Source organism: Streptomyces sp. SLBN-118 (assembly GCF_006715635.1).
Taxonomy (GTDB): Bacteria; Actinomycetota; Actinomycetes; order Streptomycetales; family Streptomycetaceae; genus Streptomyces.
Window position 1 is genome coordinate 2,070,322 of sequence record NZ_VFNP01000002.1, and the last position, 22,579, is coordinate 2,092,900.

At 68.0% G+C, this 22,579-nt stretch carries 15 protein-coding genes and 4 pseudogenes; 7 read left to right on the forward strand and 12 right to left on the reverse strand.

What is annotated here, in order from left to right:
* Positions 1–259 precede the first annotated feature (259 nt).
* Together yaaA and eda are read left to right on the forward strand one after the other, a co-directional pair.
* Positions 260–1,042, forward strand: a complete 783-nt coding sequence (gene yaaA, locus FBY35_RS28095) for a peroxide stress protein YaaA (RefSeq protein ID WP_142216764.1) — start codon at positions 260–262, stop codon at positions 1,040–1,042.
* 56 nt (positions 1,043–1,098) lie between these two features.
* Positions 1,099–1,725 (forward strand): bifunctional 4-hydroxy-2-oxoglutarate aldolase/2-dehydro-3-deoxy-phosphogluconate aldolase, encoded by a 627-nt coding sequence (eda, locus tag FBY35_RS28100; protein ID WP_142216765.1) that lies wholly within the window; start codon positions 1,099–1,101, stop codon positions 1,723–1,725.
* Positions 1,726–1,830: 105 nt separating this feature from the next.
* Here the strand turns inward: eda and FBY35_RS28105 are convergent, their stop codons facing one another.
* From FBY35_RS28105 to FBY35_RS28115, 3 genes are read right to left on the reverse strand one after another with little or no spacing between them, the layout of a single operon-like run.
* A complete protein-coding gene (locus FBY35_RS28105) occupies positions 1,831–3,078 on the reverse strand; it encodes a bifunctional RNase H/acid phosphatase (protein WP_142216766.1) in 1,248 nt (415 codons plus the stop codon).
* On the reverse strand, positions 3,078–3,821 hold the full coding sequence (locus FBY35_RS28110) for a zinc ribbon domain-containing protein (protein ID WP_186357160.1): 744 nt from the start codon (positions 3,819–3,821) through the stop codon (positions 3,078–3,080). Before FBY35_RS28110 ends, FBY35_RS28105 begins: the two co-directional genes overlap by 1 nt.
* Entirely contained in the window at positions 3,818–4,636 is an 819-nt protein-coding gene (locus FBY35_RS28115) for a Nif3-like dinuclear metal center hexameric protein (RefSeq protein WP_142216767.1), read from the reverse strand. The genes FBY35_RS28110 and FBY35_RS28115 overlap by 4 nt, the downstream gene beginning before the upstream one ends.
* A gap of 246 nt (positions 4,637–4,882) precedes the next feature.
* On the opposite strand from FBY35_RS28115, the gene FBY35_RS28120 reads away from it, so the two are divergent.
* Positions 4,883–6,025: a hypothetical protein gene (locus tag FBY35_RS28120; RefSeq protein ID WP_186357084.1), complete on the forward strand. Its 1,143-nt coding sequence runs from the start codon at positions 4,883–4,885 to the stop codon at positions 6,023–6,025.
* Positions 6,026–6,198: 173 nt separating this feature from the next.
* Here FBY35_RS28120 and FBY35_RS28125 read toward each other — a convergent pair.
* A pseudogene (locus tag FBY35_RS28125) lies at positions 6,199–7,093 on the reverse strand (alkene reductase); the annotation flags it as partial.
* A 7-nt stretch (positions 7,094–7,100) separates the two neighbouring features.
* Here FBY35_RS28125 and FBY35_RS37490 point away from each other — a divergent pair.
* Positions 7,101–7,313, forward strand: a pseudogene (locus tag FBY35_RS37490) (MerR family transcriptional regulator); the annotation flags it as partial.
* 116 nt (positions 7,314–7,429) lie between these two features.
* On the opposite strand, the gene FBY35_RS28130 reads toward FBY35_RS37490, so the two are convergent.
* The 5 genes from FBY35_RS28130 to FBY35_RS28150 form a co-directional block, all read right to left on the reverse strand.
* Complete coding sequence (locus FBY35_RS28130) at positions 7,430–7,684, reverse strand: hypothetical protein (RefSeq protein ID WP_142216769.1); 255 nt, start codon at positions 7,682–7,684, stop codon at positions 7,430–7,432.
* 467 nt (positions 7,685–8,151) lie between these two features.
* The gene (locus FBY35_RS28135; protein ID WP_160159327.1) at positions 8,152–8,631 is read right to left on the reverse strand and encodes an ATP-binding protein; all 480 of its coding nucleotides are present in this window, start codon (positions 8,629–8,631) and stop codon (positions 8,152–8,154) included.
* Between the two features lie 209 nt (positions 8,632–8,840).
* Entirely contained in the window at positions 8,841–9,860 is a 1,020-nt protein-coding gene (locus FBY35_RS28140; RefSeq protein WP_142216771.1) for a PD40 domain-containing protein, read from the reverse strand.
* 145 nt (positions 9,861–10,005) lie between these two features.
* Positions 10,006–11,361 carry an MFS transporter gene (locus tag FBY35_RS28145; RefSeq protein ID WP_142216772.1) on the reverse strand — a complete coding sequence of 452 codons (1,356 nt, stop codon included), beginning with the start codon at positions 11,359–11,361 and terminating at the stop codon, positions 10,006–10,008.
* Positions 11,362–11,674: 313 nt separating this feature from the next.
* Positions 11,675–12,298: a LuxR family transcriptional regulator gene (locus FBY35_RS28150; protein WP_142216773.1), complete on the reverse strand. Its 624-nt coding sequence runs from the start codon at positions 12,296–12,298 to the stop codon at positions 11,675–11,677.
* A 325-nt stretch (positions 12,299–12,623) separates the two neighbouring features.
* On the opposite strand from FBY35_RS28150, the pseudogene FBY35_RS28155 reads away from it, so the two are divergent.
* From FBY35_RS28155 to FBY35_RS37495, 3 genes and pseudogenes are all read left to right on the forward strand, one after another.
* A pseudogene (locus FBY35_RS28155) lies at positions 12,624–12,942 on the forward strand (transposase); the annotation flags it as partial.
* A gap of 137 nt (positions 12,943–13,079) precedes the next feature.
* A complete protein-coding gene (locus FBY35_RS36220; RefSeq protein ID WP_160159328.1) occupies positions 13,080–15,677 on the forward strand; it encodes a DUF4157 domain-containing protein in 2,598 nt (865 codons plus the stop codon).
* Positions 15,678–16,048: 371 nt separating this feature from the next.
* Positions 16,049–16,273: pseudogene (locus tag FBY35_RS37495) on the forward strand (transposase); the annotation flags it as partial.
* Positions 16,274–16,441: 168 nt separating this feature from the next.
* On the opposite strand, the gene FBY35_RS28170 reads toward FBY35_RS37495, so the two are convergent.
* The 3 genes from FBY35_RS28170 to FBY35_RS28180 form a co-directional block, all read right to left on the reverse strand.
* A complete protein-coding gene (locus tag FBY35_RS28170) occupies positions 16,442–19,189 on the reverse strand; it encodes a DUF4157 domain-containing protein (RefSeq protein ID WP_142216774.1) in 2,748 nt (915 codons plus the stop codon).
* A gap of 201 nt (positions 19,190–19,390) precedes the next feature.
* Positions 19,391–21,193: a hypothetical protein gene (locus tag FBY35_RS28175; protein WP_142216775.1), complete on the reverse strand. Its 1,803-nt coding sequence runs from the start codon at positions 21,191–21,193 to the stop codon at positions 19,391–19,393.
* The gene (locus FBY35_RS28180; RefSeq protein WP_142216776.1) at positions 21,190–21,735 is read right to left on the reverse strand and encodes an NADase-type glycan-binding domain-containing protein; all 546 of its coding nucleotides are present in this window, start codon (positions 21,733–21,735) and stop codon (positions 21,190–21,192) included. Before FBY35_RS28180 ends, FBY35_RS28175 begins: the two co-directional genes overlap by 4 nt.
* Between the last annotated feature and the right edge of the window lie 844 nt (positions 21,736–22,579).

The window sequence follows — 22,579 nt, forward strand, 5'->3', positions numbered from 1 at the left end:
AGTGGCGCCGTCCGCCCGAAGGGCGGGCCCCGCGGCGTCTGGCGAGTGCAATCGCAAGGCGGTGGGGGTACCCCCGGACGAAGTCTGGGGGAGATCGCCCTCGTACTGGACGTACTTGGGCGACTCCGACAACATCGCGTGGGGGCACCTCCCGTGCCCGAAGGGCTACGGGGGAGTGCGTGCCAGGCGTCGCGGGGCAGGCGCGACTTGCACAACACGCCCGCGCCCCCCGCCCCCGTGCGTACGAAGGAGTTGTGCCGTGCTCGTGCTGTTGCCGCCGTCGGAGGGTAAGGCCGCTTCCGGGCGCGGGGCTCCGCTGAAGCCGGAGTCGTTGTCGCTGCCGGGTCTTGCCGGGGCGCGCGCCGCGGTGCTGGACGAACTGGTCGAGTTGTGCGCCGCCGACGAGGACAAGGCGCGGGAGGTACTCGGACTGAGCGAGGGGCTGCGCGGCGAGATCGCTAAGAACGTGGAGCTGAGGACCGCGGGGACCCGGCCGGCCGGGGAGATCTACACGGGCGTCCTGTACGACGCGCTCAGCCTCGCGACGCTCGAACCGGACGCGCGGCGCCGGGCCCGGCAGTCGCTGCTGGTCTTCTCGGGGCTGTGGGGTGCGGTACGGATCACCGACCGGATCCCGTCGTACCGCTGCTCGATGGGCGTGAAGCTGCCGGGGCTCGGCGCGCTGGGTGCGCACTGGCGGGGGCCGATGGCTTCCGCCCTGCCCGAGGCGGCCGACGCCGGGCTCGTCCTCGATCTGCGGTCCTCGGCGTATGCGGCGGCGTGGAAGCCGAAGGGGGAGGTGGCGGGGCGTACGGCGACGGTGCGGGTGCTGCATGCGCCGACCCGGAAGGTGGTCAGCCACTTCAACAAGGCGACGAAGGGCCGGCTGGTACGGGACCTGCTGACGGCGGGCGCGAAGCCCTCCCGTCCGGCGGAGCTGGTGGAGGCGCTGCGGGACCTGGGGTACGTCGTGGAGGCGGAGGCTCCGGGGCGCGCGGGGCAGGCGTGGGCACTGGACGTGCTGGTCACCCAGATCCACTGATTGCATCCTCTGCAACGCTCGTTGCGTTGGATGGGGTCGCCCGGCAGGATGGCCGCATGCCCTCCGTCCTGGACCTCGCGCCCGTCGTTCCTGTGGTGGTCGTCGAGGACGCGGCCGATGCCGTACCGCTCGCGCGGGCCCTGGTCGCGGGCGGCCTGCCCGCGATCGAGGTGACCCTGAGGACCCCCGCGGCGCTGGACGCGATCCGCGCGATCGCCTCCGAGGTACCGGACGCGATCGTCGGCGCGGGCACGGTCGTCTCCCCGCAGAGCGTGGACGCGGCGGTCGCGGCGGGGGCGCGGTTCCTGGTGAGCCCCGGCTGGACGGACCGGCTGCTGGAGGCGATGCAGCAGTCGGGAGTGCCGTTCCTGCCGGGGGTCTCGACGGCGTCGGAGGTCGTGGCACTGCTGGAGCGCGGCCTGAGCGAACTGAAGTTCTTCCCGGCACAGGCGGCGGGCGGCACCGCCTACCTCAAGTCCCTTGCCGGGCCGCTCCCCCAGGCCCGTTTCTGCCCGACGGGCGGCATCTCGCGCGCGTCGGCGCCGTCGTATCTGGCACTGGCGAACGTGGGCTGCGTAGGGGGTACGTGGATGCTGCCGCCGGACGCGGTCGCTGCGCGGGACTGGACACGTGTCGAGACCCTGGCCCGCGGGGCGGCGCGTCTGCGCGACGGCGTGGCCTGAGGTCACGGGGGGGGGTGCGGGGACGCGGGACACCCCCGCGCCCCCACACCCTCCCCGCGGACGGCTGCCGAGCCGCCTGCCTGCGGGCCGCGTCCCGGCTCCGCCTCAGCGCAAGTGCGACGTGTCGTTCACCAGGCGCACCGACGCGTTGCCGTCGGAGTAGTACGCCACCGCCGAGACCGACGCCGCCGAGAGTTCCATCCGGAACAGCGACTCCGGAGGGGCACCGAGCGCCAGGCGGACCAGGGTCTTGATCGGGGTGACATGCGTGACCAGCAGGACCGTACGGCCCATGTAGCGCTCGATCAGTTTGTCGCGCGTCGCCGCGACCCGGCGGGCCACCGTGGCGAAGCTCTCGCCGCCGCCCGTCGGCAGCACCTTCGGCGAGGCCAGCCAGGCCGACAGGTCGTCGGCGTACCGCTCCTGGACCTCCGCGAAGGTCAGGTCCTCCCACGCGCCGAAGTCCGTCTCGCGCAGGCCCTCCTCGATGCGGACGTCCAGGCCGAGCCGGGTCGCGACCGTCTCCGCCGTCTCGCGGCAGCGCTTGAGCGGGGAGCTGACGATCTCCTGAACCGTGCCCCTCGCCGCCAGCGCCGCGGCGACGGCCTCCGCCTGGCGCATGCCCGCCGGGGACAGCGACGGGTCGGTGCCGCCGCTGCCCGAGAAGCGCTTCTCGGGGGTGAGCGGCGTCTCGCCGTGGCGCAGCAGTACGAAGGTCGCGGGCGTGCCCAGGTCGGCGGGCCCCCAGCCGACCGACGGTGCGGCCGCCTCCGGCCCGGCGACCGCTTCGTCCGGTTCCGCGACCGCTTCGTCGGCGGCGCCGCGGCCCGCGAGCGCCGCCCTCGCCTTCGCCGCGCCGGCCGTCGCGTCGCCGACCACCCGCGCCGCCTTCGCGTCAAGCGTGTCAAGGGCCGCCGTGGAGCGCGAAGGCTCCCACTGCTTGCCCTTCTTGCCCGCGTCCATCGCCTCGTTGGCCAGCCGGTCCGCGTGCTTGTTCTTCTCGCGCGGGATCCACTCGTACGTCACCTGCGACGCGGGGAAGACGCGCGCGGCCTCGGCCGCCAGCGGCTTCATGTCCGGGTGCTTGATCTTCCAGCGGCCCGACATCTGCTCGACGACGAGCTTGGAGTCCATCCGGACCCGGACCGAGGCGTCCGGGTCGAGGGCCTTCGCGGCCTTGAGACCGGCGATGAGGCCCTTGTACTCGGCGACATTGTTCGTCGCCACACCGATGTACTCGGCCGCCTCGGCCAGCGTCTCCCCCGTTGTCGGGTCGATCACCGCGGCGCCGTATCCCGCGGGGCCCGGATTCCCCCGGGAGCCGCCGTCCGCCTCGACGACGAACTCCCGCATTACAGACCCGACTCAGAGGTACGGACCAGAATGCGGCGGCAGTTCTCGCAGCGCAGCACCGTGTCCGGGGACGCCGCCTTGACCTCGTTCACCTCGGTGATGTTGAGCTCCAACTGGCAGCCCTCGCACCGGCGCTGGTAGAGGCGGGCCGCCCCCACCCCGCCCTGCTGGACGCGCAGCTTCTCGTACAGCTTGAGCAGATCCGCGGGCACGGAGCCCGCCACGACCTCGCGCTCCTTGGTGGCCGAGGCGATCTCGCCGTCGATCTGCTCCTGCGCGGCGTCCCGGCGGGCGGTCGCGTCGTCGACCTTGGCCTGGACCGAGGAGACGCGTCCGGTCAGCTCGGTGACACGCTCCTGCGCGGACTCGCGGCGCTCCATGACCTCGAGGACGACGTCCTCCAGGTCGCCCTGGCGCTTGGCGAGCGAGACGATCTCGTGCTGCAGGCTCTCCAGGTCCTTGGGCGAGGTGACGGCGCCCGAGTCGAGGCGCTGCTGGTCGCGTACGGCACGCTGGCGCACCTGGTCGACGTCCTGCTCGGCCTTGGTCTGCTCGCGGGCGGTGTCGCTCTCCTCGGTCTGCGCGGCGACCAGTAGATCGCGCAGCTGCGTGAGGTCCTTGGTGAGCGACTCGATCTCGGCGTGCTCGGGCAGCGTGTTGCGCTTGTGGGTGAGCTGCGACAGCCGTACGTCGAGTGCCTGGACGTCGAGAAGTCGGATCTGGTCGGCGGGCGCGGCGTTCAGTTGGGGGCTCCAGGAGAAGAGTGGTGGGAGGACCAGGGGTCTGTGACCGTGTGCGAGACGTGGACCCGAAGGCCCCAGCCGTGCCGGTCGGACATCGCGTCGAGCTGGGCGGCCGCCTGCTCGCACCAGGGCCACTCGGTGGCCCAGTGCGCGGCGTCGACCAGCCCCAGAGGTGAGTGCTGCGTGGCCTCGGAGGCCGGGTGGTGGCGCAGGTCCGCGGTCAGGAAGGCGTCCACGCCCGCGGCCCGTACGACGTCGAAGAGGCTGTCTCCTGAGCCGCCGCTGACCGCGACCCTGCGCACCAGGGCGCCGGGGTCGCCCGCGATGCGGATGCCCTGCGCGGTGGCGGGCAGCCGCTTGGCGGCCCGCTCGGCGAATTCGGCCAGGGTCTCGGGGTGGTCGAGCTCGCAGATCCGGCCGAGGCCGCTTTCGGGCACGAGGGGGCCGGTGACCCGCAGGTCCAGCGCGCCCGCGAGGGCGTCGGACACGCCGGGATCGGCGGTGTCGGCGTTGGTGTGCGCGACGTGCAGGGCGATGTCGTGCTTGATCAGGGTGTGCACGACCCGCCCCTTGAAGTGGGAGGCGGCGACCGTCGTCGTACCGCGCAGGTAGAGCGGGTGATGCGTGACGATCAGCTGGGCCCCGAGCCCGATCGCCTCGTCGGCGATCTGCTGGACCGGGTCCACGGCGAACAGGACGCGGGTGACCTCGGAGTCGGGGTCGCCGCAGACGGTGCCGACGGCGTCCCACTGTTCGGCCCGCTCGGGGGGCCACAGGGCGTCGAGCGCGGCGATGACTTCAGACAGACGGGGCACGGAGACAGGTTACCTGCGCTCCGCGCCCCGGTGGCCTGGGCTCCTTGGCCCAGTTGTTCACCGCGCTGTCACGGGCTGCCTCGCCAACTGACCGCCCCACCTCCGGCACGGTATTCCCGCTGAGCACACTCGTCCCCTGGCCCTCAGGCGAATCCCGGCCCGGCCACCCTTATGTGTGAAACGGCGGTCTGGCGCTGTTCGGCAGGAAGTGCGATACCTAGCTTCGTGACCGGAGGTGACGATCCCATGACAGCCTGTGCCATCGAGACCGCCGCGGCGAACGGAGCCGTGGCGCGTACAGAGTTCACGATCACCGCGGGCGGGAGCTACGCGGCCCGGCTGGCGGGGGACGGTGAGGCCCTGTTCGCCGAGCGGTGGACGCTCGACGGACCCGAGCCCTACGCGGTACCGCTCCCGCTGGGGCAGCCGGAGGAGCGGGACGCCGAGGTGCTGCCGCTGGCCGACGGGCGGGTACTGATCGGGCGGCGGGTGGAGCAGCGGCATACCTTCTCGCTGCTGTATCCGACCGGGCCGGGCACCGGTGAACTGCCCCTCGGCAGCGTCGAGTCGGCGGAGCTGACGCTCCTTCCGCCCTCGCCGGACGGTGTCTGCGCATACGCCCTGGCGCCCGGCGCCACGTCGACCGCGATCTGGCTGGTCGCGGGCGGGGCCTTCGGGCCCGAGCATGTCGCCGAGGTGCCGGGGCGCTGCTCCGGCGGGGTGTGGCTCGACCGTACGGGCCGGATGCTCGCCCTGGACCGGCAGTTGGAGGGCGGCCCGGTGAAAGCGGTGGTGGTCGACCTGGAGCGGGGCGGGGAGGTGACTCCGTTGCTCCAGATCACCGAGGACAGCGAAGACCGGCTGCTGCTGGCCGCCCCGGACAGCGGCCTGATCCTGATCCGCTCGAACGCGCCGGGCCACGACCGGATCGGCTGGGGCGTACTGGGCAGCCTGCGGCCCGTGCGCTTCCCGGAGTGCCTGCGGCTCGCGGACTGCGCGGTGAAGCCGTTCGCCGTGCAGCCGGGTCAGGTCCTCACCCCGGAGAGCTGCGCGGTGGCCCTGCGGATCGACGGGGCGGCGGGAAGCCGGCTGGGCATCTGGCGGCCGGCTGGACGGCGGCTGCACCAACTGGCCGCTCCACAAGGTTGGTTGGCGGGGGCCGGGCTGTGGAGCCGGGAGTGTGTGCTGCAACTGCCCTACGTGACGAAGTCGGTGCCGTGCGGGGTGGCGCGGCTCGACGCGTCGGCGCTCGCGCGGCCCGAGGTGATCACGGAACCGGCGGAGGTGGAACGCGCGGGAGGGGGACCGGACGGGGGTGCGGCTCCTGGTACGTGGAAGCCGGTTCCCTTGCGGGAGGCGCCGCTTACGGGGGGTACGGCGGCGCGGTGAGGGTGCGCCTGCGGCGGGCCTGTTCCCCACCCCGCCCCTTCCCGTAACCAAGGGCTTCGCCCCCTGGACCCCCGTATGCGACCTTCGGCCGCATGTCCTCAAACGCCGGACGGGCTGGATGTGCGGCCCAGCCGCACATCCAGCCCCGCCGACGCTTGGGGGTCGGCTCGGGGTCAAGCCGCGTGCTGGTGAGCCGAGTAGGTCAGATAGCCCGCGTCACCGCCCTGGTAGTACGTGGCCTCGTCGACGGGGCGATCGGAAGCCCGCCCCGCCCCGCTCGACCAGGTCGGGGTTGGCGAGGAAGGCGCGGCCGAAGCTGATGAGATCGGCGCCCAGGCCGAGCCGGTGGCCGGCGTCGTCCCGGCTGGTCTGCTTCGGTCCCATCGGAAGCACGGGGTTCATGACGAAGGGGTGCCCGGCCACGTCCGGCGCAGGGCGACGAGCACTTCTTCGTCGGCGGTGGCTTCGAGGTGCACGTATGCCAGCCCGAGGGGGGCCCATTCGGTCAGCAGCGCGGTGTAGAGCTCGCGGACGTCGCTCTCCTCGACTCCCCAGAAGGTTCCGCCCGGTGAGAGCCGGATACCGGTCCTGGCCCCGCCGACGGCCTCGACGGTGGCGGCGGCGGCTTCGACGGCGAACCTGATCCGGTTGGCGATCGGGCCTCCGTAGCGGTCCGTGCGCAGGTTGGCGCTGGACGAGAGGAACTGCGAGATCAGGTAGCCGTTGGCGCCGTGCAGTTCTACGCCGTCGAAGCCCGCGTCGACGGCGCGGCGGGCGGCCCGGGCGTAGGACTACGCGTGCTCGGGCACTTCGGAGGTGTCCAGCGCGCGCGGCGTCGCAGCGGGCTGCGGCCCCGTCGGGGTGAACACGTCGCCGACGGCAGGGACGCCGAGAGGCCGACCGGCTGCAGGCCGGTGTGTGTGAATGCGAGACCCGGCCGCCGTGCATGATCTGGGCGAAGATCCGTCCGCCGTTGGCGTGGACGGCGGCGGTCACGTGACGCCACGCCTCGACCTGCTCGTCGGTGTGCAGTCCCGGTGTACCCAAATTGGACTGCCCGATCACGCTCCGCCCGGGCCTGTCCAGCCGCACCATCACCGAGCTGCTGCCCTGCGTCGACGCGCCCAGCGAGGAGAACTCCGACTCTGCGCTGGATCGGATGGCACTGGAGCGAGAGCGGCTCTCCACGCACATCGCCGACCTCGTGCGGACCAGGGACACACTCGCCAGGCTGATGGCCACGACCCGGGCACACCGGGAACAGCTGGGGACGGCTGCGGTCGGCTGACCACCGCACGGGCTCGGGCGCGTACTACAGTGGCAACAGGGCCTCCTGGCACATGAGTTGGATTCGCAACCCGAGCAGCGAAGAAGCCTTGTCTTCACGAAACTGCACAGTCGTGGTCAGGCGTCTTCGGGATCCAGCTCGAAGGTGAAATAGATGCTCAGGCAGTAGGGCTCGTCCTCGTCGTGGAAGAAATCCCACGACACGTCTGACAGGCGGATGTTCTTTTCCCGCACCCATTCATGGGCTTTCTTGAAGGCTTCCGCGGCAGTTGCGGCGGGGAACAGCTTCCTGGCGATGGGATGAACCCCGGTCTCAGCGTCCGAGTCGTCGAAACCCTCCGGACCGTCCAGGCAGAAGTTGGGATCCAGCACCTGGGGTGCGCCCCTTCTAGTCGGTTTACCAGTACGAGTCGACAGAGGCTGATCCTCTGAGCACGACGCCCGGTAAGACCGCCGCACTACCCGGAAGGGTTGCTTCTGGCGACCACGCGGCGGTGCCGCAGCCGGTGTCTCCGGCCCGCAAGGGCGACGCCCTCCGTCGAGCGCCTGCGCCAGCCATGTGCAGGAAACTGACGAACCGCCACATCTGCCCGGCCCCCAGGTCGACTGTCCTGCTGGCACACAGGGGCGCACCACTCGGGGGGTGAAGCGCTGGTCGCTTTCACGACGGCGTGCCACGTGCGCCCATGCTCTCGTCGAGACGCGTAGTCGTGCAGCGGCCCCGGCCGGACAAATAGGGGGTTCCGGCCGGGGCCGCCTGGTGGGCGGCGGGGGGGGGAAGGGCGCCGCCCGGAGGCGTCGGGGACTGCTGACATCCCCAACACCTGGTCGGTGGAGGTCTACGTGATGTGGTATCCGACCGTTACCCGCGTGCCTCGGGAGGTGGTTCGGCGCTCGACCCACTCCGAGAGAAGACCGACAATCTGAAGGCCCCGGCCGCATTCGTCGATGTCCCGCTCCTCGGGTACACCTTCCTCCGGGGCCGCCGGGGCACCGAAGTCAGCAACCTCGATGCGCAGCTTCGAGGCCGTCTCCAGACTGATCATGACGCTGAGTTCCGCATTTCCGTGCTCGACGGCGTTGACCGCCAGTTCGTCGACAACGAGCACGATGGAGTCCCGGTCCTCCGGACCAACATTCCATAGCTCCAGTAAGCGCGCCGTCCACCGGCGTATGCCGGCCACCAGCTGCCCTTGCGCTGGGAGCGTCAGCACAGCCAAACCTCCACAAGTGGCCGCGCTCCCGCCCGCGCCCTGGTTGTCGTCGACACTGGCAGCGGCTTCCGGCAGCGGGAAATGGGTTACGGGGCCCGTCGTCATTGCAAACATCCCTCTCGGCTTGAGGTGGAGCCGATTTGACCTGTGCAGTGCTTTCCCCTGCACGATCCACGCCAGTTGGAACCGCCCGCTGATGGCCGTGGTCGTCCGGGGTCATTGCTCTCTTACTCATGAAGAGTCCGTCCCTCCTCTCCTATGACGCGAGTTGGCCAATCTCGTTCGGATTTCCTGCCGGCACTCCCCCGCCCGCATCACCCGACATACGCGGGTGCGAGTGCCGAGCGCATCAGCCGACGTGGTGTGCCTGTGCCATCAGCCGCAACGGTCCACAGGTCAGAGCCGTCGTCGCCTGGCACTGAATAGGCCACAGTGTGCGCGTCTGACCAGACCACCTGGTCGTCGATGCTGCGGCGTTCGGCGAGCGGGGTCTCGCGCAAGGTGCGGAGATCGAGCGCGTACAGCCGCCACGGCGCACCTGCAGGCGCCGTGACGCGCTTCTTGAAGACCAGACGGCTGCCGTCGGGGGAAAGGGATGGGCACTCGACGTTCTCGCGCAGGGTGCGCACCGTGCGGTTGGCGGCGTCACCACGTACGAGATACGTCCGGCCGCCGGTGGCGAGGGTCGCGTAAAAGTGGTGGTCGTCGGCGAACGTCACGCCCCAGAAGTTCACGTCGGCGGCGCGGTATGAGGAGCCGTCCTTGATGATTCGGTAATCCTCCAACCTCGCGTGAAGGTTCCAGCTGCGGGTGTCGAGGATCGCCGTCCGGGTTGAGAAGTTCGCCCCCGCATAGGTGTCACCGGTGACGAAGGCCGTCCAGGCGACCATCCGGCCGCTGGGGGAGACGCGAGCGCGAGTGGGGATACCAGGGAGCGAGTAGCTGCGCTGCTCACGCAGCCTGGCGTCGAGGACAACGGCGCGGTGGCCCTGGGGTGCGGAGCCCGCTTGGAGGCAGATGCCGGTGCCGTGTGCTGCATGGAAGCGCAGGCAGCGTACGCCGGAGGCGGCGCGCCGCGAAGCCGGCCGACCGGCGGGGACGCTGACGAGCTCGTCTCGGTGCGGGCCCCATGCCATGTTTCGGAAAACCACCCTCCGCGGGGCGTCTGCGTCCGCAGCGAGCGACACCTCCCCCACCGCGACGTGGGGGTCGTGGGCCTGCGGCCGGTCTCTACGGGCGCTGCGCTCGGCGGAGTGCCACACAGCTATGCCACCGAGCACGGCGAGCACTGCGGAGGCTGCGATGAGGACCAGCCATCGGCTTCCGCGGGTCATGGAGGCCTCGATTTCTTGTCGTGGGTTCGAACGGGTCATTCGCAGGATCTGCGAGGCCCAGGTTCCGGGTGGACTTCATGGGTGGCGCAGCCTCATGACTGGAAAGCCGCCTCCGGGCCGCGAAGGCCGTGCCTGCGGGGCCGCGTCATGCCGGAGGCTCCCCTACAGCGGGCCGGAGCACTGCCGTTGCCAGAGCGCAGGCGGCGAGCACGGCGGCTGCCGCCGGCAGTGCCGTATGGTCGCCCCATCTCGTCCAGGCCGCGCCAAAGGCCAGAGAACACCCGAAGCGGGCTACCGCCTGCCCGGTCTGGACCAGGGCGAGCCCGCTGGAGCGCAGCTCCACCGGCACGGCTCCCGCCGCTGCGGCCATCAACACCCCGTCAGTGGCGGCGTAGAAGCAGCCGTGCAGCGCGAGCACCGCAAGCACCAGTCCCAGTCCGTCCAGCGGCACGGACGAGGGCCACACCAACAGCCCGTAGACGCCCAGTAGGGCCACGTGTCCAGCGAGGAACTGCCCCCAGCGGCCGAACCGATCGGCCAGCCGGCCGAGTGGCACAGCCAGCGCAAGAAATACGGCGGCCGTGCCCACTGGCAGGAGGGCGAACCAGGCATCGGGAACACCGAGCCGCCGCTGCATCATCAAGTAGATGAAGGAATCGCTGACTGTGCCAAGTCCCAGCAGCAGCGCACCCAAGACGATACGCCGTAGATCGCGGCATCCCAGCAGGGCGAGCGTCGCCCGTAGCGTGGCGCGCGACGGCGAGAGCTCAGGCCCGTCGCACCACGCCAGGGCGTCGCCCGCTCCTCCCGCAGTCGACACCGGGCCCGGTACGCATCCAGAATCCGTCGCTGGTTGTGCGACACGTCCCGGCACGAACAACACCAGTACCAGCACGCCGAGCGCCGCGATGCAGAAGCTGACCGCGAAGACCGCGTCGTAACCGTCGACCGTGGCACGCAAGATCAGAAAAGCGACCAGCGGGCCGAGAAGCGCACCCGCCGTGTCCATCGCACGGTGCACACCGAAGGCCCGCCCCCGCGCTTCCGGCAACGAAGCCAGCGAGATCAGCGCGTCACGCGGGGCCGTGCGCAGGCCCTTGCCCGTACGGTCCGCCACCAGTACCGCCCCGATCAGCGGCAGGCTGTGCACTGCCAGCAGTGCTGGCTTGCACACCGCGGACAGGCTGTAGCCGAGGACAGTCACCGACTTGTGGCGGCCGCCGCGGTCGGCGAAATGCCCGCCAACCAGTCGCACCACGGACGAGATGCCGTGGTGGATGCTGTCGAGCAGCCCGAAGCCAAGCGGCGACAGTCCTAGGCCGACGACCAGATAGAGCGGCATCACGGCAGTGACCATCTCCGAGGAGATATCCGTGATCAGGCTGACCGTGCCGAGTGCAAGGACGGCGGGCGCGAGCGCCGGCCTTTGTCCGGAGCCGCGGCGCCAGGCAGCGTTCCCGCAGGGCGTAGGCGGCCTGCCACGGCTGTCCGCTACGTACACGTCAGGGCTCCAGGGGCACGCGACGTCCGGGGCCGTGGGCTTCCAGGTCTACGACGCGCTGAGCCCGGTCCCCCACGTTCCGGTCGCGCCTCACCCCCCTGTTCTCTGTCGCGTATACGCACTTCGGCCTCCCTGCTCGTGTTCATTGCTCCCGGCGCGACCATGCTGTCGGCTCACTCGGCTCCGGGCACAGGGCCGAACAACCGGCCTCCAGGACGTCCGTCACCGCCCGAAAGGGCGACGCCACGGATCACTGAGCGTGGCTGGCACGACCCGTCATCCCCGTCCGGGCATCACCGGTCTGCCGAGCCGGTCAGATCAGCCCCTGCCGCAGGGCATAGGCCACGGCATGGCACCGATTGCGCAGCTGGAACCGGTTCTGGATGTCATGGAGTATCTGCTTCACGGTGCGCTGCGAGTAGGCGACCTTGGCCGCGATCTCCGCGGTGTCGAGGCCTTCGGCGGCCAACCGCAGCACCTCAGCCTCGCGCTCACTGAGGCCATTGAAGTGGAGCCCTCGCGGCCTCAGCATGTGACGCTGGACCCGACCGACCTGCCCCAACAGCCGGCCCAACAGGTCTGGCGGGACAGCGCCATCGCCAGCCGCCGCGGACCGGACGACGGCAACCAGCCGTTCGGAGGTGGCCTCGCAGCGCCGGACCAGTCCCACCACGCCGAGTTCCGCCACAGAGACCAGGTCGCAGTCATCGATCTGCGCGATGACCAGCACGACCCGGGCAGGGCTACTACGAGCCGCCAGCCGCAGGATCTGCAGGGTCTGATCGGTGACCGCGTCGCCGACTACCACCGCGACTTCGGCACCCTCGGTCTGATCCGCCTCGACCACGAGAACCTCGGGACGTCGCCTGAGCTCACCGGTCACTCCTGCCCGCGAGATCGGATCGTCCGCGTAGATACAGACGTGGATACGCTCCATCCAACACCTCACCGAGTTCGACGACGTGCCATCGGCACCTGACGACAAGGTTCCTGCTCATGCTGGCCATCCACTCAACACAGACTGAACACACGCTGGGCGTCAGTTGTGTTGAGCCGCAGCAGCAGCCTTGTCTGCGTACTTCGTGAAATGCTCGGCCAAGCAAGAATCGGTAAGGATCTTCAGTGTGGCCACCGATCGGGGGATGACGGTGAGCGCGTAACGGGCGAGCCCTCGGGCTGTTGAGGGGGATGTCTCCCATCTCAGCTCTTCAGCCCGAGAGCTTCGTTGGTTACGTTGCAACGGGCAATGGTGGCGCCGGTGTACCGACGAGGTCCTCCATGAACTCCTGCGCTCCCAGGTCCGTGAGAAGGCCCGCCGATGAGAGGACCCGACCCTGGTGGTGCTGGACACGCAGAGTGTCCACGCTGCTGCCGGGGTCCCGCCTCCACGACCGGCCGGGACCCGGCGAAACGGGTGCCGGGCCGCAAACGGCACTGGCCGTGGACGTGCAGGGCATGGTCATCGCCGTCACCGTGCTCGCTGCCGGCACGCACGACAACGCCGCGGGCATCGCCCTGCTGGACCAGGTCACCGCCCACCGGCGGCACGTCCGCAAGGCGCTGGTCGACCAGGGCTTCAAGTGCGAGCCGCCCTATCGGCCTGCCTTTGGGGCGACCGATTGCGCCTCAAAGCCGGTCCGCACCAGTCTGCCGCCGCGCCGGGTGATTGGTGCTTGATGGGGGCACCGAGAGCAGCGAGCCGAGCCGTGAGGTGTGCCATGTGCCAACAGCATCACGAACCAGACCGCTCGGATGAGCTGCGGCCCAAGGCCGGCGAGGTGGAACGCGCCGACCTGGGCACGGAGTTCCCAGCAGCAACGGTCGGGCGATCGGACGTGATCGGTCCCATGGTGCTGCTGGCGTTACAGCGCACCGTCGGCAATGCCGCTGTCACTCAGCTGATCCAACGAGTCAGGGAACCCGAAGTCTCCGACCAGCAGGCCAGGCAAGGGCAGCAGCAGCGTTCCCCAGTGCTGGACATGGTGGGCAATGGTGGCGGGCAGCCGCTGGATGCCGGCATCCAGCGGGAGATGGAAGCCCGGATGGGCGACGACTTTAGCGACGTGCGCATCCATACAGGTGCTCAAGCCGACGCCTCCGCCAGGGCAGTGCAGGCCAAGGCGTACACCGTCGGCAAGGAGATCGTCTTCCGCTCCGGCGCCTACAACCCGCAAGCGGATGCGGGCAAGCACACCCTGGCTCACGAACTCACCCACGTCCAGCAGCAGCGCAGCGGACCGGTCACGGGCACCCCTACCGGTGGCGGCGTGGCAATCAGTGACCCCGCCGATCGGTTCGAGCAGGCCGCTGAAGCCAACGCCAGCCGGGTCATGTCCACCCCCGCCCTGGCGACCCCACCCGTACCCACCGGATCCGGCACCGCAGAATATGAACAGATGGTCCAGCGCTGCCAGCACCCCGATGAGGAACAGCCCATCCAGCGATGTCCTGTTGAGGCGCTCACTGCAGAACAGCCACCGGTTCAGCGCCTTACCGCCCAGCGAGCACCGGTCAACCCCCAAAGACCGGTCGTGCATACTCCTGTGCAGCGCGTCGACGATAAGACAGTGAGCTTCGGGCAAGGGAAGAATATTTCAGTCAAGGTTAGCCCTGAGTTCCCCGGGATTGGCATATATGTGGGGCGCCTGCCTGCGCAAAGGGTACGCGAGAACACCGCGATCGACGCCACGAATCCTGTCTACGCCGGCGTCTGGAAGAACATGACAGCACCTAAGGGTGTCGATCCCAACTTTGAGCAAACGGTATGGAAAAGTCTCCGCAAGATAAAAGGCACTCGCGAGGGCGAGGGCTTCATTGACTTCTTCAGGCAGGCGGCTCCAGTCCCCAAGCTGCCTGGAGAGAATGGCAAGTTCGAGTTCGTGAACGAGCGTGACGAACCGCTCGGTATCAATGTGCTGATCGTCCCGTCCGAAAAAAAAGGCGACAGTGAGGCTGTTGCGCTTGATCAGGCCCGTGCCGAGGGAGGCCTGGGTTCCGCGAGCATCGTGTACGTCGACACCAAGCACCTGCCCGGATTCAAGGACGATAGGGGAGAGAACATTGCATACGGGGTGGAGGATACCCTCACCCACGAACTGGGGCACGGGATGGACAACCTCGTCGGAATGACGCCAACAAAGGAGACCTTCGCGGTGGGACGCGGAGAAAAAATTCCGGCCATTGAGGCTCTGGCTTTCGGACGAGAAGGCTATATCCTGCAGGGCGGTGATGGGGCGGGCAAGGACGTCCAGTCCCAGATAAATGCATGGCGGACGGCGGCGGACAACAAAGCTGCCGCCGCCCGATCGCAGGTCCCCCAAGGCAGCCTTCAAGGGTTTGAGGCGACGCTGAAGGCCCGCCAGGACCTCAATCGGAGTCTCTACCAGGAAGCCAACCTTCTCGCAGGCAGGGGCATGTCGGTACGAAACCGGTACGGAGTCCCGGAAAATGTGGTCTACGAGATGACGACGTCTCATGAGGACGTCACCCAGGCGGACCTGAATAATCCGGATCATTCAACAAGGCTGAAAAAGACGGCTCTTCCTTGCCAAACCGGCTCGTGGTCTCATCTCGGGGGGTGCATCCCGGCACCACCTGGTGGGAAGAAACTGTCGGAGATGGACGGGGAAAAGGTTACGAAGGGCGCGCAGTCTGTTGCCGACACACTGAAGGGACACGGCAATCTGCAGCCTTTGGTGAAGAGGACGCGGGCGGAACCCAGGACGCAGCAGTACCTTCCGCCCACGAGGCAGCAGATTGACGATGCGATCTCCGCGGCGCAGAGAGTCCATCCAGGGGTGGACACCGCGATGAAGCATCTGGGCAGCGCGCAGGCTTTGGCCGGCTTCGCCCTTGACGTGTCCCAGGGCGAACCATTGCGCGCTGCCGCAGACGTGACGGCAATGCTTCCGCGAATCGGCCCTGGGCTAGGCAACGCACTGGGGCTCGCCGACAGTATCGTTCACGACGATCCGGAGGGTATCGCCGTCAACGCCATCGGACTGGGGGCTTTCATCGTGGCACAAGCCATACCTGTGATCGGCGAACTCGCCGACCTGGGTTTCGCGGCGTATGCATTGATCGAGACATTGAAATCCATGTTCGCCGGCCCTACGCTCGGACCAAAGGTGGATCTGGGTGGCGGGGTAACAAGACAACCGATCGTACCCGACTGGTGGCACAGACCCTTTGACTGGAAAGAGATCGATGAAAGAGCTAGAGCTATCTTCCCGCCGCCTGCGAAGGGTCCGGACGCGCCACCCCGCTGGGCGCAAGCCCTTGAACGTATGGATAACCAGCCATGGCAATTGCCGTAGGGACGATCCGTATCCTCTCGCTGGCCGCTCGATCTTCGAGCCGAGAGCACCGCGCGGCTCGCCAAAGAGCCGTCGACTGCTCTGCTGCGAGACCATGAACCGCCGCTCTCAGCCATATTCGCCTCTCACAGCACCGCCGGGTCTTGCCCCGCAGCCGGCTGTGTGGGTAACGGACGCTCTAACTTGACTCGGTCGGGAATCTTGGAGATTCCCGGTGCGCCAGCATGATCAGCGGGCATGCTCGGGGCTGTTTCGAAGACCGATGCAGTTGTCGAGGTGTCCGTTGTCGCTCTTTCCCCGTTTCCGGTGAGCAAGTCCCGTCTCTGACCGCGCAGATCGCGCGGGCGAGCAACCCGGGCGGTACGACGGCGATGTGGGTGAGAGACCGGCTGGACGGGGTGTGGTGCGACGAGGACTTCGCTGACTGGTACCCGCGCGACGGACGCCCCGGCATCTCGCCCGCCCAACTGGCCACCGTCAGTGTGCTGCAGTTCCTGCTCGGTCTGTCGGACCATCAGGCAGCGGAAGCGGTCCGCTGCCGCATCGATTTCAAGTACGCCCTGGCCATGGAACCGGACGATCCCGGCTTCCACCACAGCGTGCTGGCCGACTTCCGCCAGCGCCTCGCCCAGGACGACCGCGCCGACCGCCTTCTCGATCTGGCACTCGCCGTCATTCCGTCGGCGGCCACCCCACCTGCTGCCCTCGCAGTCCTCCAAGCTCGGGTTCGAGCCCCCCTCCGGCGACGGCGGGAACAAGGGCCTCTACAATCCTGTGCGTCGCTCAATGTTGAAGCGGAGGTGCAGATTGGTACCATCCTTGACTATCGACCCGCTGGATATATGGAATCCTCTGGCCCCCTCCTCGGGAAGCCCCTTCAGGCTATTGAACGTAGTGACGATATTTCCGGTTGTCTTTCCGTTGACTGTCGACGTCATAACCTTCAGGTAAGCCGCGTCTCCCTCACGGAAATCCAGGCGTGTTTGCTGGCCCAGCAATTCACCCAGAGTCTTTTTTGTATCCGGATTGTCGATGTTTCGGCGGTAGATTGTGGAGGGCAGCTCGTCCGGCAGATCTTGGGGACCCTTGGGCGCCCTGAGGAGTTCACGCCCCTTTTTGGCCAGCTGACTCCTCGAGAGATTGCCCACGCCTGGTTCCTTGAACAGCCTGTTTGCGGTCGCCCACTCGTTCATGAATGCTTCGCTCGCAAACCATTTATTCGGCGAGCTGTACCGGTAGTTCTCCATCATGACGGCAATTCCCTTGCCATCCTTGGTCTTCCCGTAAGAATTCTCGAAGTGGGCGCCTACGCCTTTCTCGTCGGGCGTGGCCGGCCGCCTATAACCCGCTGTGGTCTCCTCCAAGTCGTAGAAGTGTTCCAGTTCGGCATTGTCGCCGAACGCCTTCATCACGGGAGACCCGCCGGTGACTTTGGAAATCTCTTGCTCGCCAGTCTTCATGTCGGTCAGGTAGTTACTCCATCGCGTGGAGGCGTCCGGTGCGGCCCCCTTGCCTGCCGAAGCCGCCGACGGTCCAGCATGTTCGATGGGCCCTGCCTGTTGGCCTGTTCCAGATGACCTGTGCTCCTCTGCATTACCCGTCTGCGCGGGCCCTGATTTTACGTCTGCAGCATCTTTGACGGGTGCGCCGCCATGAAGGGCGCCTGGATTGGTGCCGCCGCGTTCCTGGTTCAATCGCTTCGCGAATGCGACGGCGGCATCGCGGCCTTTCTGCTTCAGCTCGGCGGCAATGCGGATCAGGTGATCATTCACGGTAGCGGCCATCTCACTCCCAGCGTGGCCCTGGGAAAGCGTGAAACGGTCGTGATGCTGCATGATTTGCCTGGCTTGGGTCTTGAGCCCCTCCTGTTCGGCTTTCGGAAGCCTGTCCAGGATGTTGCCCGCGTCCCCAAGCTGCAGGTCGGGCGCCGGGTCAGAGATGATCCTGTCTCCCTGACCGGCTCGCCCGGCAGCCTTCCCGCCCCCAGTAGCTCTCGTTGCAGCATTTTCCGTGGCGGTCGTCGCCGACCTGCCTGCAGCCTTCACACCCGCCACGGCTTCCCCCGCGGCCTTGGACCCTCCTTTCGCGGCGCTGGCTGCCAGCCCACGACCAGCACCCCCCGTAGGCGTAAACACCGAGAGGCCTTCGAAAATCCCGGCACCAGCCTTCGCGGAACTTTCCCCCGTCGAAAAACGACGCACACTCACCACGAATGATTTCCGATCGGACCAATCGCTGTACCCTACGTCCGTTCTGTAGCAGGGCGTCGGAAAGCCTGGATATATCCAGTTCCCCACTGCGGCGCTGCCCACCTGAGTCACAGGCCAGCTTTCCGCATCGGCAAGGCTCCAACTGGGTCCCGATGGAGCCTCCCTCAAGAGGCGGCCTCCGACCATCCAGTCTTTTTCGGATTCGCTCCACTCAACCTTCAGATGCGGGTCTGTACCGGGGTCAGGTGTGCCCTCCACCGCGCATCCGATGTTCTCTGCCATTGCCTCTATGGGACGCGATGCGAATTCCACGATCGGCCTAGCATTCTCTGCCTGTTGCTCCAAATGACCAGGGTCACAGGGTAGGGCGCCGGGCTGTCCGCAGCCGGGCGTATGGTAAAGGGACACATTTGCGCTCTCGCGCTGAACACGTACCCGTTCCTCAGCGGGCGCCTCATCAGGGCAGCGCTGAATGGCCTGCTCGTCTTCGGGGTGCGGGCAGCGTTGTACCCGCACCTCCTGCGCGTGCGGTTGGTCGGGGCAGCGCTGAAGCGCCTGCTCGTCTGCGGGGTGCGGGCAGCGTTGCAGGGGTTGTTCGTCTTCGGTGTCCACTTCCTCACCAGTGCTGCGCTGGACCGCGGAGCGGGCTGCGGCGATCCCAGCACCGACTGAGGGCGGTGTGGCGGGGGCGTCGCCGGACATGACCTTGACCGCATTGGCTTCAGCGGCTTGTTCAAAGGAATCGACCGGGTCGCTGATGGCCACGCCATCCCCGGTGGAGGTGCCGGCAACCGGTCCGGAGCGTTGCTGCTGGACGTGCGTGAGCTCATGCGCGACGGTGTGCTTGCCCGCAGCCGAGCCGGGGTTGTAGACGCCATCACCGAAGACGATCTCGTTCCCGACGGTGTAGGCCTTGGCCTGCACCGCCTTGGCGGAAGCCTTGGCCTTGGAATCGGTGTGGATACGCACGTCCCCGAAGGAGTCACCCAAGCGAGCCTCCATCTCCACACGAAGCGCTCCATCCATCGGCCGCCCGCCCCCCTTGCCCACCACATCCAACACCGGAGAACGAGGCAACTCCTCATGGACGGCTTCGGCTTCCACGGCGCGGGCACGCTGGAGGAGGTGAGTGACAGCGGCGTTACCAATGGTGCGCTGCAGGCTCAGCAGCCCCGAGACGCCCACCGCACGCAATCGGCCCGCTCCAGCCGCCCGGTACACCCTGCCCGGATCAGCTCGCTCAACGTGGTCGGACTTCGGTCCTGCCCCGGAGTGGTCCGGATTGTAGTCGTGGTCACGCATGGCCCACCGCCTTCCAACTCGCCCCGCACTCTCTAGGCCTGCTCGTGAAGCACCAGGGAGGCCTCGGAGCCGTGTGCACTTCGCCCGCCCGACGTCCTGACCGTGCCCACGGTGTGCTCGCCTGGTCAGCCCCAAGCCCTGTTGCCCATCCGCGGCCAGCGGAGGTAGGGCCCAAGGGCACGTTGGCTGACCCACCATGTGTCATGCACGGTTCTCCAGACAGCAGATACGCGACGCGTCCCCTCGCGAGCCGATACGGAGGACAGGGCGCCGGCTGCCGGTGAAGTCGCTGTCGTTGTGGAGGACGAGGTGCGCGGTGACCTTGATTGCCGGATGCTCCGTTGAGGAGATGCGGGAAAGGTCGACCGTCCCTTGGGGTGAGAAGGCCAACTTGGCGACGACGGTGCCGTTGGGATCGCTGACGGTCGCGGTGGAAGCGGCCAGGTTGACATTGGCAAGGTTGATTCTTTCCAGCGATGCCTTGGTGTACGTCTGCCCCATGGTCGTGTTCCCGTCACAGCGGAACGGCCTGAGGTCCAGGGTTGCCGAGGCTCCGCTGCGCAGGCATGGAGCTGATCCGGTGGCCGGGTCCATCGAGAAGAGCACCTGGGCGTCGCCCAGGCCCAGCAGGCACTGAGTGTCCGGATCGTGGGTGTAGCCGTAGTCCTTGGTATGCCCCCCGTTCACGCCTGGATGGCCGGTAGGGCTCGGGAACCCCTTGCACGGCCTGAAGTTCGTCCAGTCGTAACAGGACGTGGCACCGGGCGTCGCCCCCATGAAGGGGAAATAGCTGCGCAGCTCGCCGTTGAGCGCGGTGACCGTTGCAGGGTTGAACGTGTTCACATGCCAGTCGGGCGGCACAATTGTGTTGAGCTTGGCCGGTGGGGCGATCGAAGAGCCGTTGACGTCATAACACACGAAGGTCACCGGGGCAGGGCCGCTGACGCCGGCACACACCCCGATCGCCGTGCCAGAGCGGTAGTAGGGGAATACGGAGTACGTCCAGTAGCCTCCGTCCGCACCCAGGGGGTGCTTCTCCTGCCACCCGTTGCAAGCGGTCCCAGTAGCCGGGTCGAAGCAACCCATGACCGGCGGACCGTCGGTGGTGGAATAGCCGACCTTGGGGGAAGAGGTCACATAGATCTTCCCCCGGATCACTGACATCGCCCCGCCATAGTTGTACTGGCCGAGGCTCGACTTGTCGTCGTTGGGCGGCACGACGGGGTCGTATGGCTGCCCCTCGCAGGGATCCCCGGTAGCCATCACCATGCACAGCGCCTGGCCTGTGGTGCTGGCGGCGTAAACCTTCCCTCCCAGCGCCACCACTCCACCGATCCCGTTGACACTCGACGGTGTCCCGCCCCTCGGCTGGAGGGAGATGAATCCGCAGTTGGAGCGGTTGCCGAGGTCGACGCAACCGATCCCGACTGCGGTGGCGGTCACAGCCGGGTAGTACAACACGCCAGGCCGTTTCGGGTCGAAGACGTACTGCGGAACGAGAGCGGTCGAGATGTCCCCGACGCCGGCCGAGCCAAGCGGCCCGGGCACGGTGTTGAGCGGCTTTGGCCAGGGGCCACCCTGACAGGGCTTGCCATTCGTCGCATCGCCGCAGACGATCTTCGGTTTGCTCAACGCCGCCTCGCCATGGTGGTAGAGGTTCCACACCTCCAACGTCTTGGGGTCCGGCCGGTACAAGATCGGGGTGAAGCCATCGCCGCCGGTGGGCAAGGTTCTGGTCCCGATTGGTGCCGACAGCGACTGGTTGGTCGCGGTGGGGCCGCAGGGCGAACAAGCGCCGTCGACCCACTTGCGATCCTCAACCACGTGAACTGCCACTCGCGACGGCCGGGCCGATCGCTCCTCGGACGTCATTCGTGGAGAGCCGGGCAGCAACACCGCCGCGACGCACACCGCCGCGACGACAGTGACCACGCGGCGGAAGGTCATTATGCGCATCGATGACATTTTCGGTTCCTCAATCATGGGATCGCTGGAGGGGTTCACGGCCGCATGAAAAATGCGACCTCGGCGATGGCCACGCGGCGGTCCTTGGGGCCCAGGCTGTTCGTCACGGTCAGCCGGACGTGCTTCACGTCGCTCACGGGCATCCGAACGACCTGCTCGCCTGGGAGGTCAGCCAGTTGCGCGGTCTTCGTCTTCGTGCCCTTGGCGGAGACGGCTGCGATCTTCAGCTCGGCCGGGCGGCGCTGTGAGAGAAAGACCTGCTCGTTGGTTGATGCGCCGGGGAAGATGTGGATCTCCACCAGCCGGAAGGGGCGGGCGAAGTCGACTTCGAGGAATTCGCCCTCTGCCTTGCCCCGCAGGTTCGGTGCCCAGTACTCGTTGGTCGTCCCATCGAAAGCCAGAGTCGCCGAGCGGCCCGGTGCGGCGCTCGAAGCGCGCTGCCGATCTGCGAGCGGATGGATCTGCCGCGGTTTGGCAAGCTTGTCCTTAACCGCTTCGACGCCCGCTTGGATCTGGACTCGGGTGAGGTAGACGACGCACGCCAGCGTGAGCAAGACCGCCAGCGGCACGAGCCACCGCATGCGCAGCACCCGCCGACGCCGGCGATCCCCGGCGTGGAAGGAGGCCCGGCGGTTGAACGACCTGTGCCACCACGGCGGCGGGGGAACGATCACAGCGTCGGCCAGCGAAGCGGCGCACCGGCGGCAGAAGTTGCGGGACGATGCGTTTCCCGCCCCGCATGCGCCGCAGATCAGGTCCCCGGGGGTGAGGGCGGCCTCGTCGACGGGCGCCCGCACCTGCGGGCGCGGGCGGCTTCGCTCCCCTGGCCGCACCGCTTCCGGCTGGCGGTGGTCGTCTCGCGGACCGGCCGGTGACGTGTCGGGGTCGCGGGGCATCAAGAGGGCCGCGGAGCGGGCGAACTCGTTGTCCTCAATACCGCCTCGATTCAGCGCGGACGCTGTGTGGGCATCCGCCGCGGCCTCGCCACCGGTCCGCCGCTCGCGGCGTGGCGGATCGGCCGTGGTGCTGGCATCGGCCGTAGAAGGCGGAGCTGTGGCGGCGGGAGATCGAGTCTGCCCGGGGGCGCCCTCAGCGGCGCCCTCAGCGGCGGCTCGGGATGCATCTTGACTGGTGGCACCAGGTGTCCCGAGTGGCGCCGCCATGGGCATCGGGGGCACAAGGGGTACCGACAGCGCCCCCAGTGGTGCCTCCGGGGGTATCACGGGCATTGGAGGTACCGACGGGGCCACCGGGCGTATCGGGGGCACAGGGTGTACCGAGAAAGCGCCGGTCGGTACAGCCATCCCCGCCGTTGATGTGGCCCGGTACCCCCATCCCATGGCGAAACGCACCCGTTGGATCAGCCCTCGCCGCGGCACGGCCTCCCGGGGCGGGTGATGGAACTGGGTATGGACAGGGGTACGG

What these genes read in the sequence shown, in the direction of transcription:
- FBY35_RS28105 (WP_142216766.1), bottom strand. Translation starts at nt 3,078, where the DNA reads ATGCGGGAGTTCGTCGTCGAGGCGGACGGCGGCTCCCGGGGGAATCCG.
- FBY35_RS28180 (WP_142216776.1), bottom strand. Translation starts at nt 21,735, where the DNA reads ATGCGGTGGCTCGTGCCGCTGGCGGTCTTGCTCACGCTGGCGTGCGTC.
- FBY35_RS28140 (WP_142216771.1), bottom strand. Translation starts at nt 9,860, where the DNA reads ATGACCCGCGGAAGCCGATGGCTGGTCCTCATCGCAGCCTCCGCAGTG.
- FBY35_RS28135 (WP_160159327.1), bottom strand. Translation starts at nt 8,631, where the DNA reads ATGACGACGGGCCCCGTAACCCATTTCCCGCTGCCGGAAGCCGCTGCC.
- FBY35_RS36220 (WP_160159328.1), top strand. Translation starts at nt 13,080, where the DNA reads ATGTGCCAACAGCATCACGAACCAGACCGCTCGGATGAGCTGCGGCCC.
- FBY35_RS28170 (WP_142216774.1), bottom strand. Translation starts at nt 19,189, where the DNA reads ATGCGTGACCACGACTACAATCCGGACCACTCCGGGGCAGGACCGAAG.
- FBY35_RS28120 (WP_186357084.1), top strand. Translation starts at nt 4,883, where the DNA reads ATGACAGCCTGTGCCATCGAGACCGCCGCGGCGAACGGAGCCGTGGCG.
- FBY35_RS28150 (WP_142216773.1), bottom strand. Translation starts at nt 12,298, where the DNA reads ATGGAGCGTATCCACGTCTGTATCTACGCGGACGATCCGATCTCGCGG.
- eda (WP_142216765.1), top strand. Translation starts at nt 1,099, where the DNA reads ATGCCCTCCGTCCTGGACCTCGCGCCCGTCGTTCCTGTGGTGGTCGTC.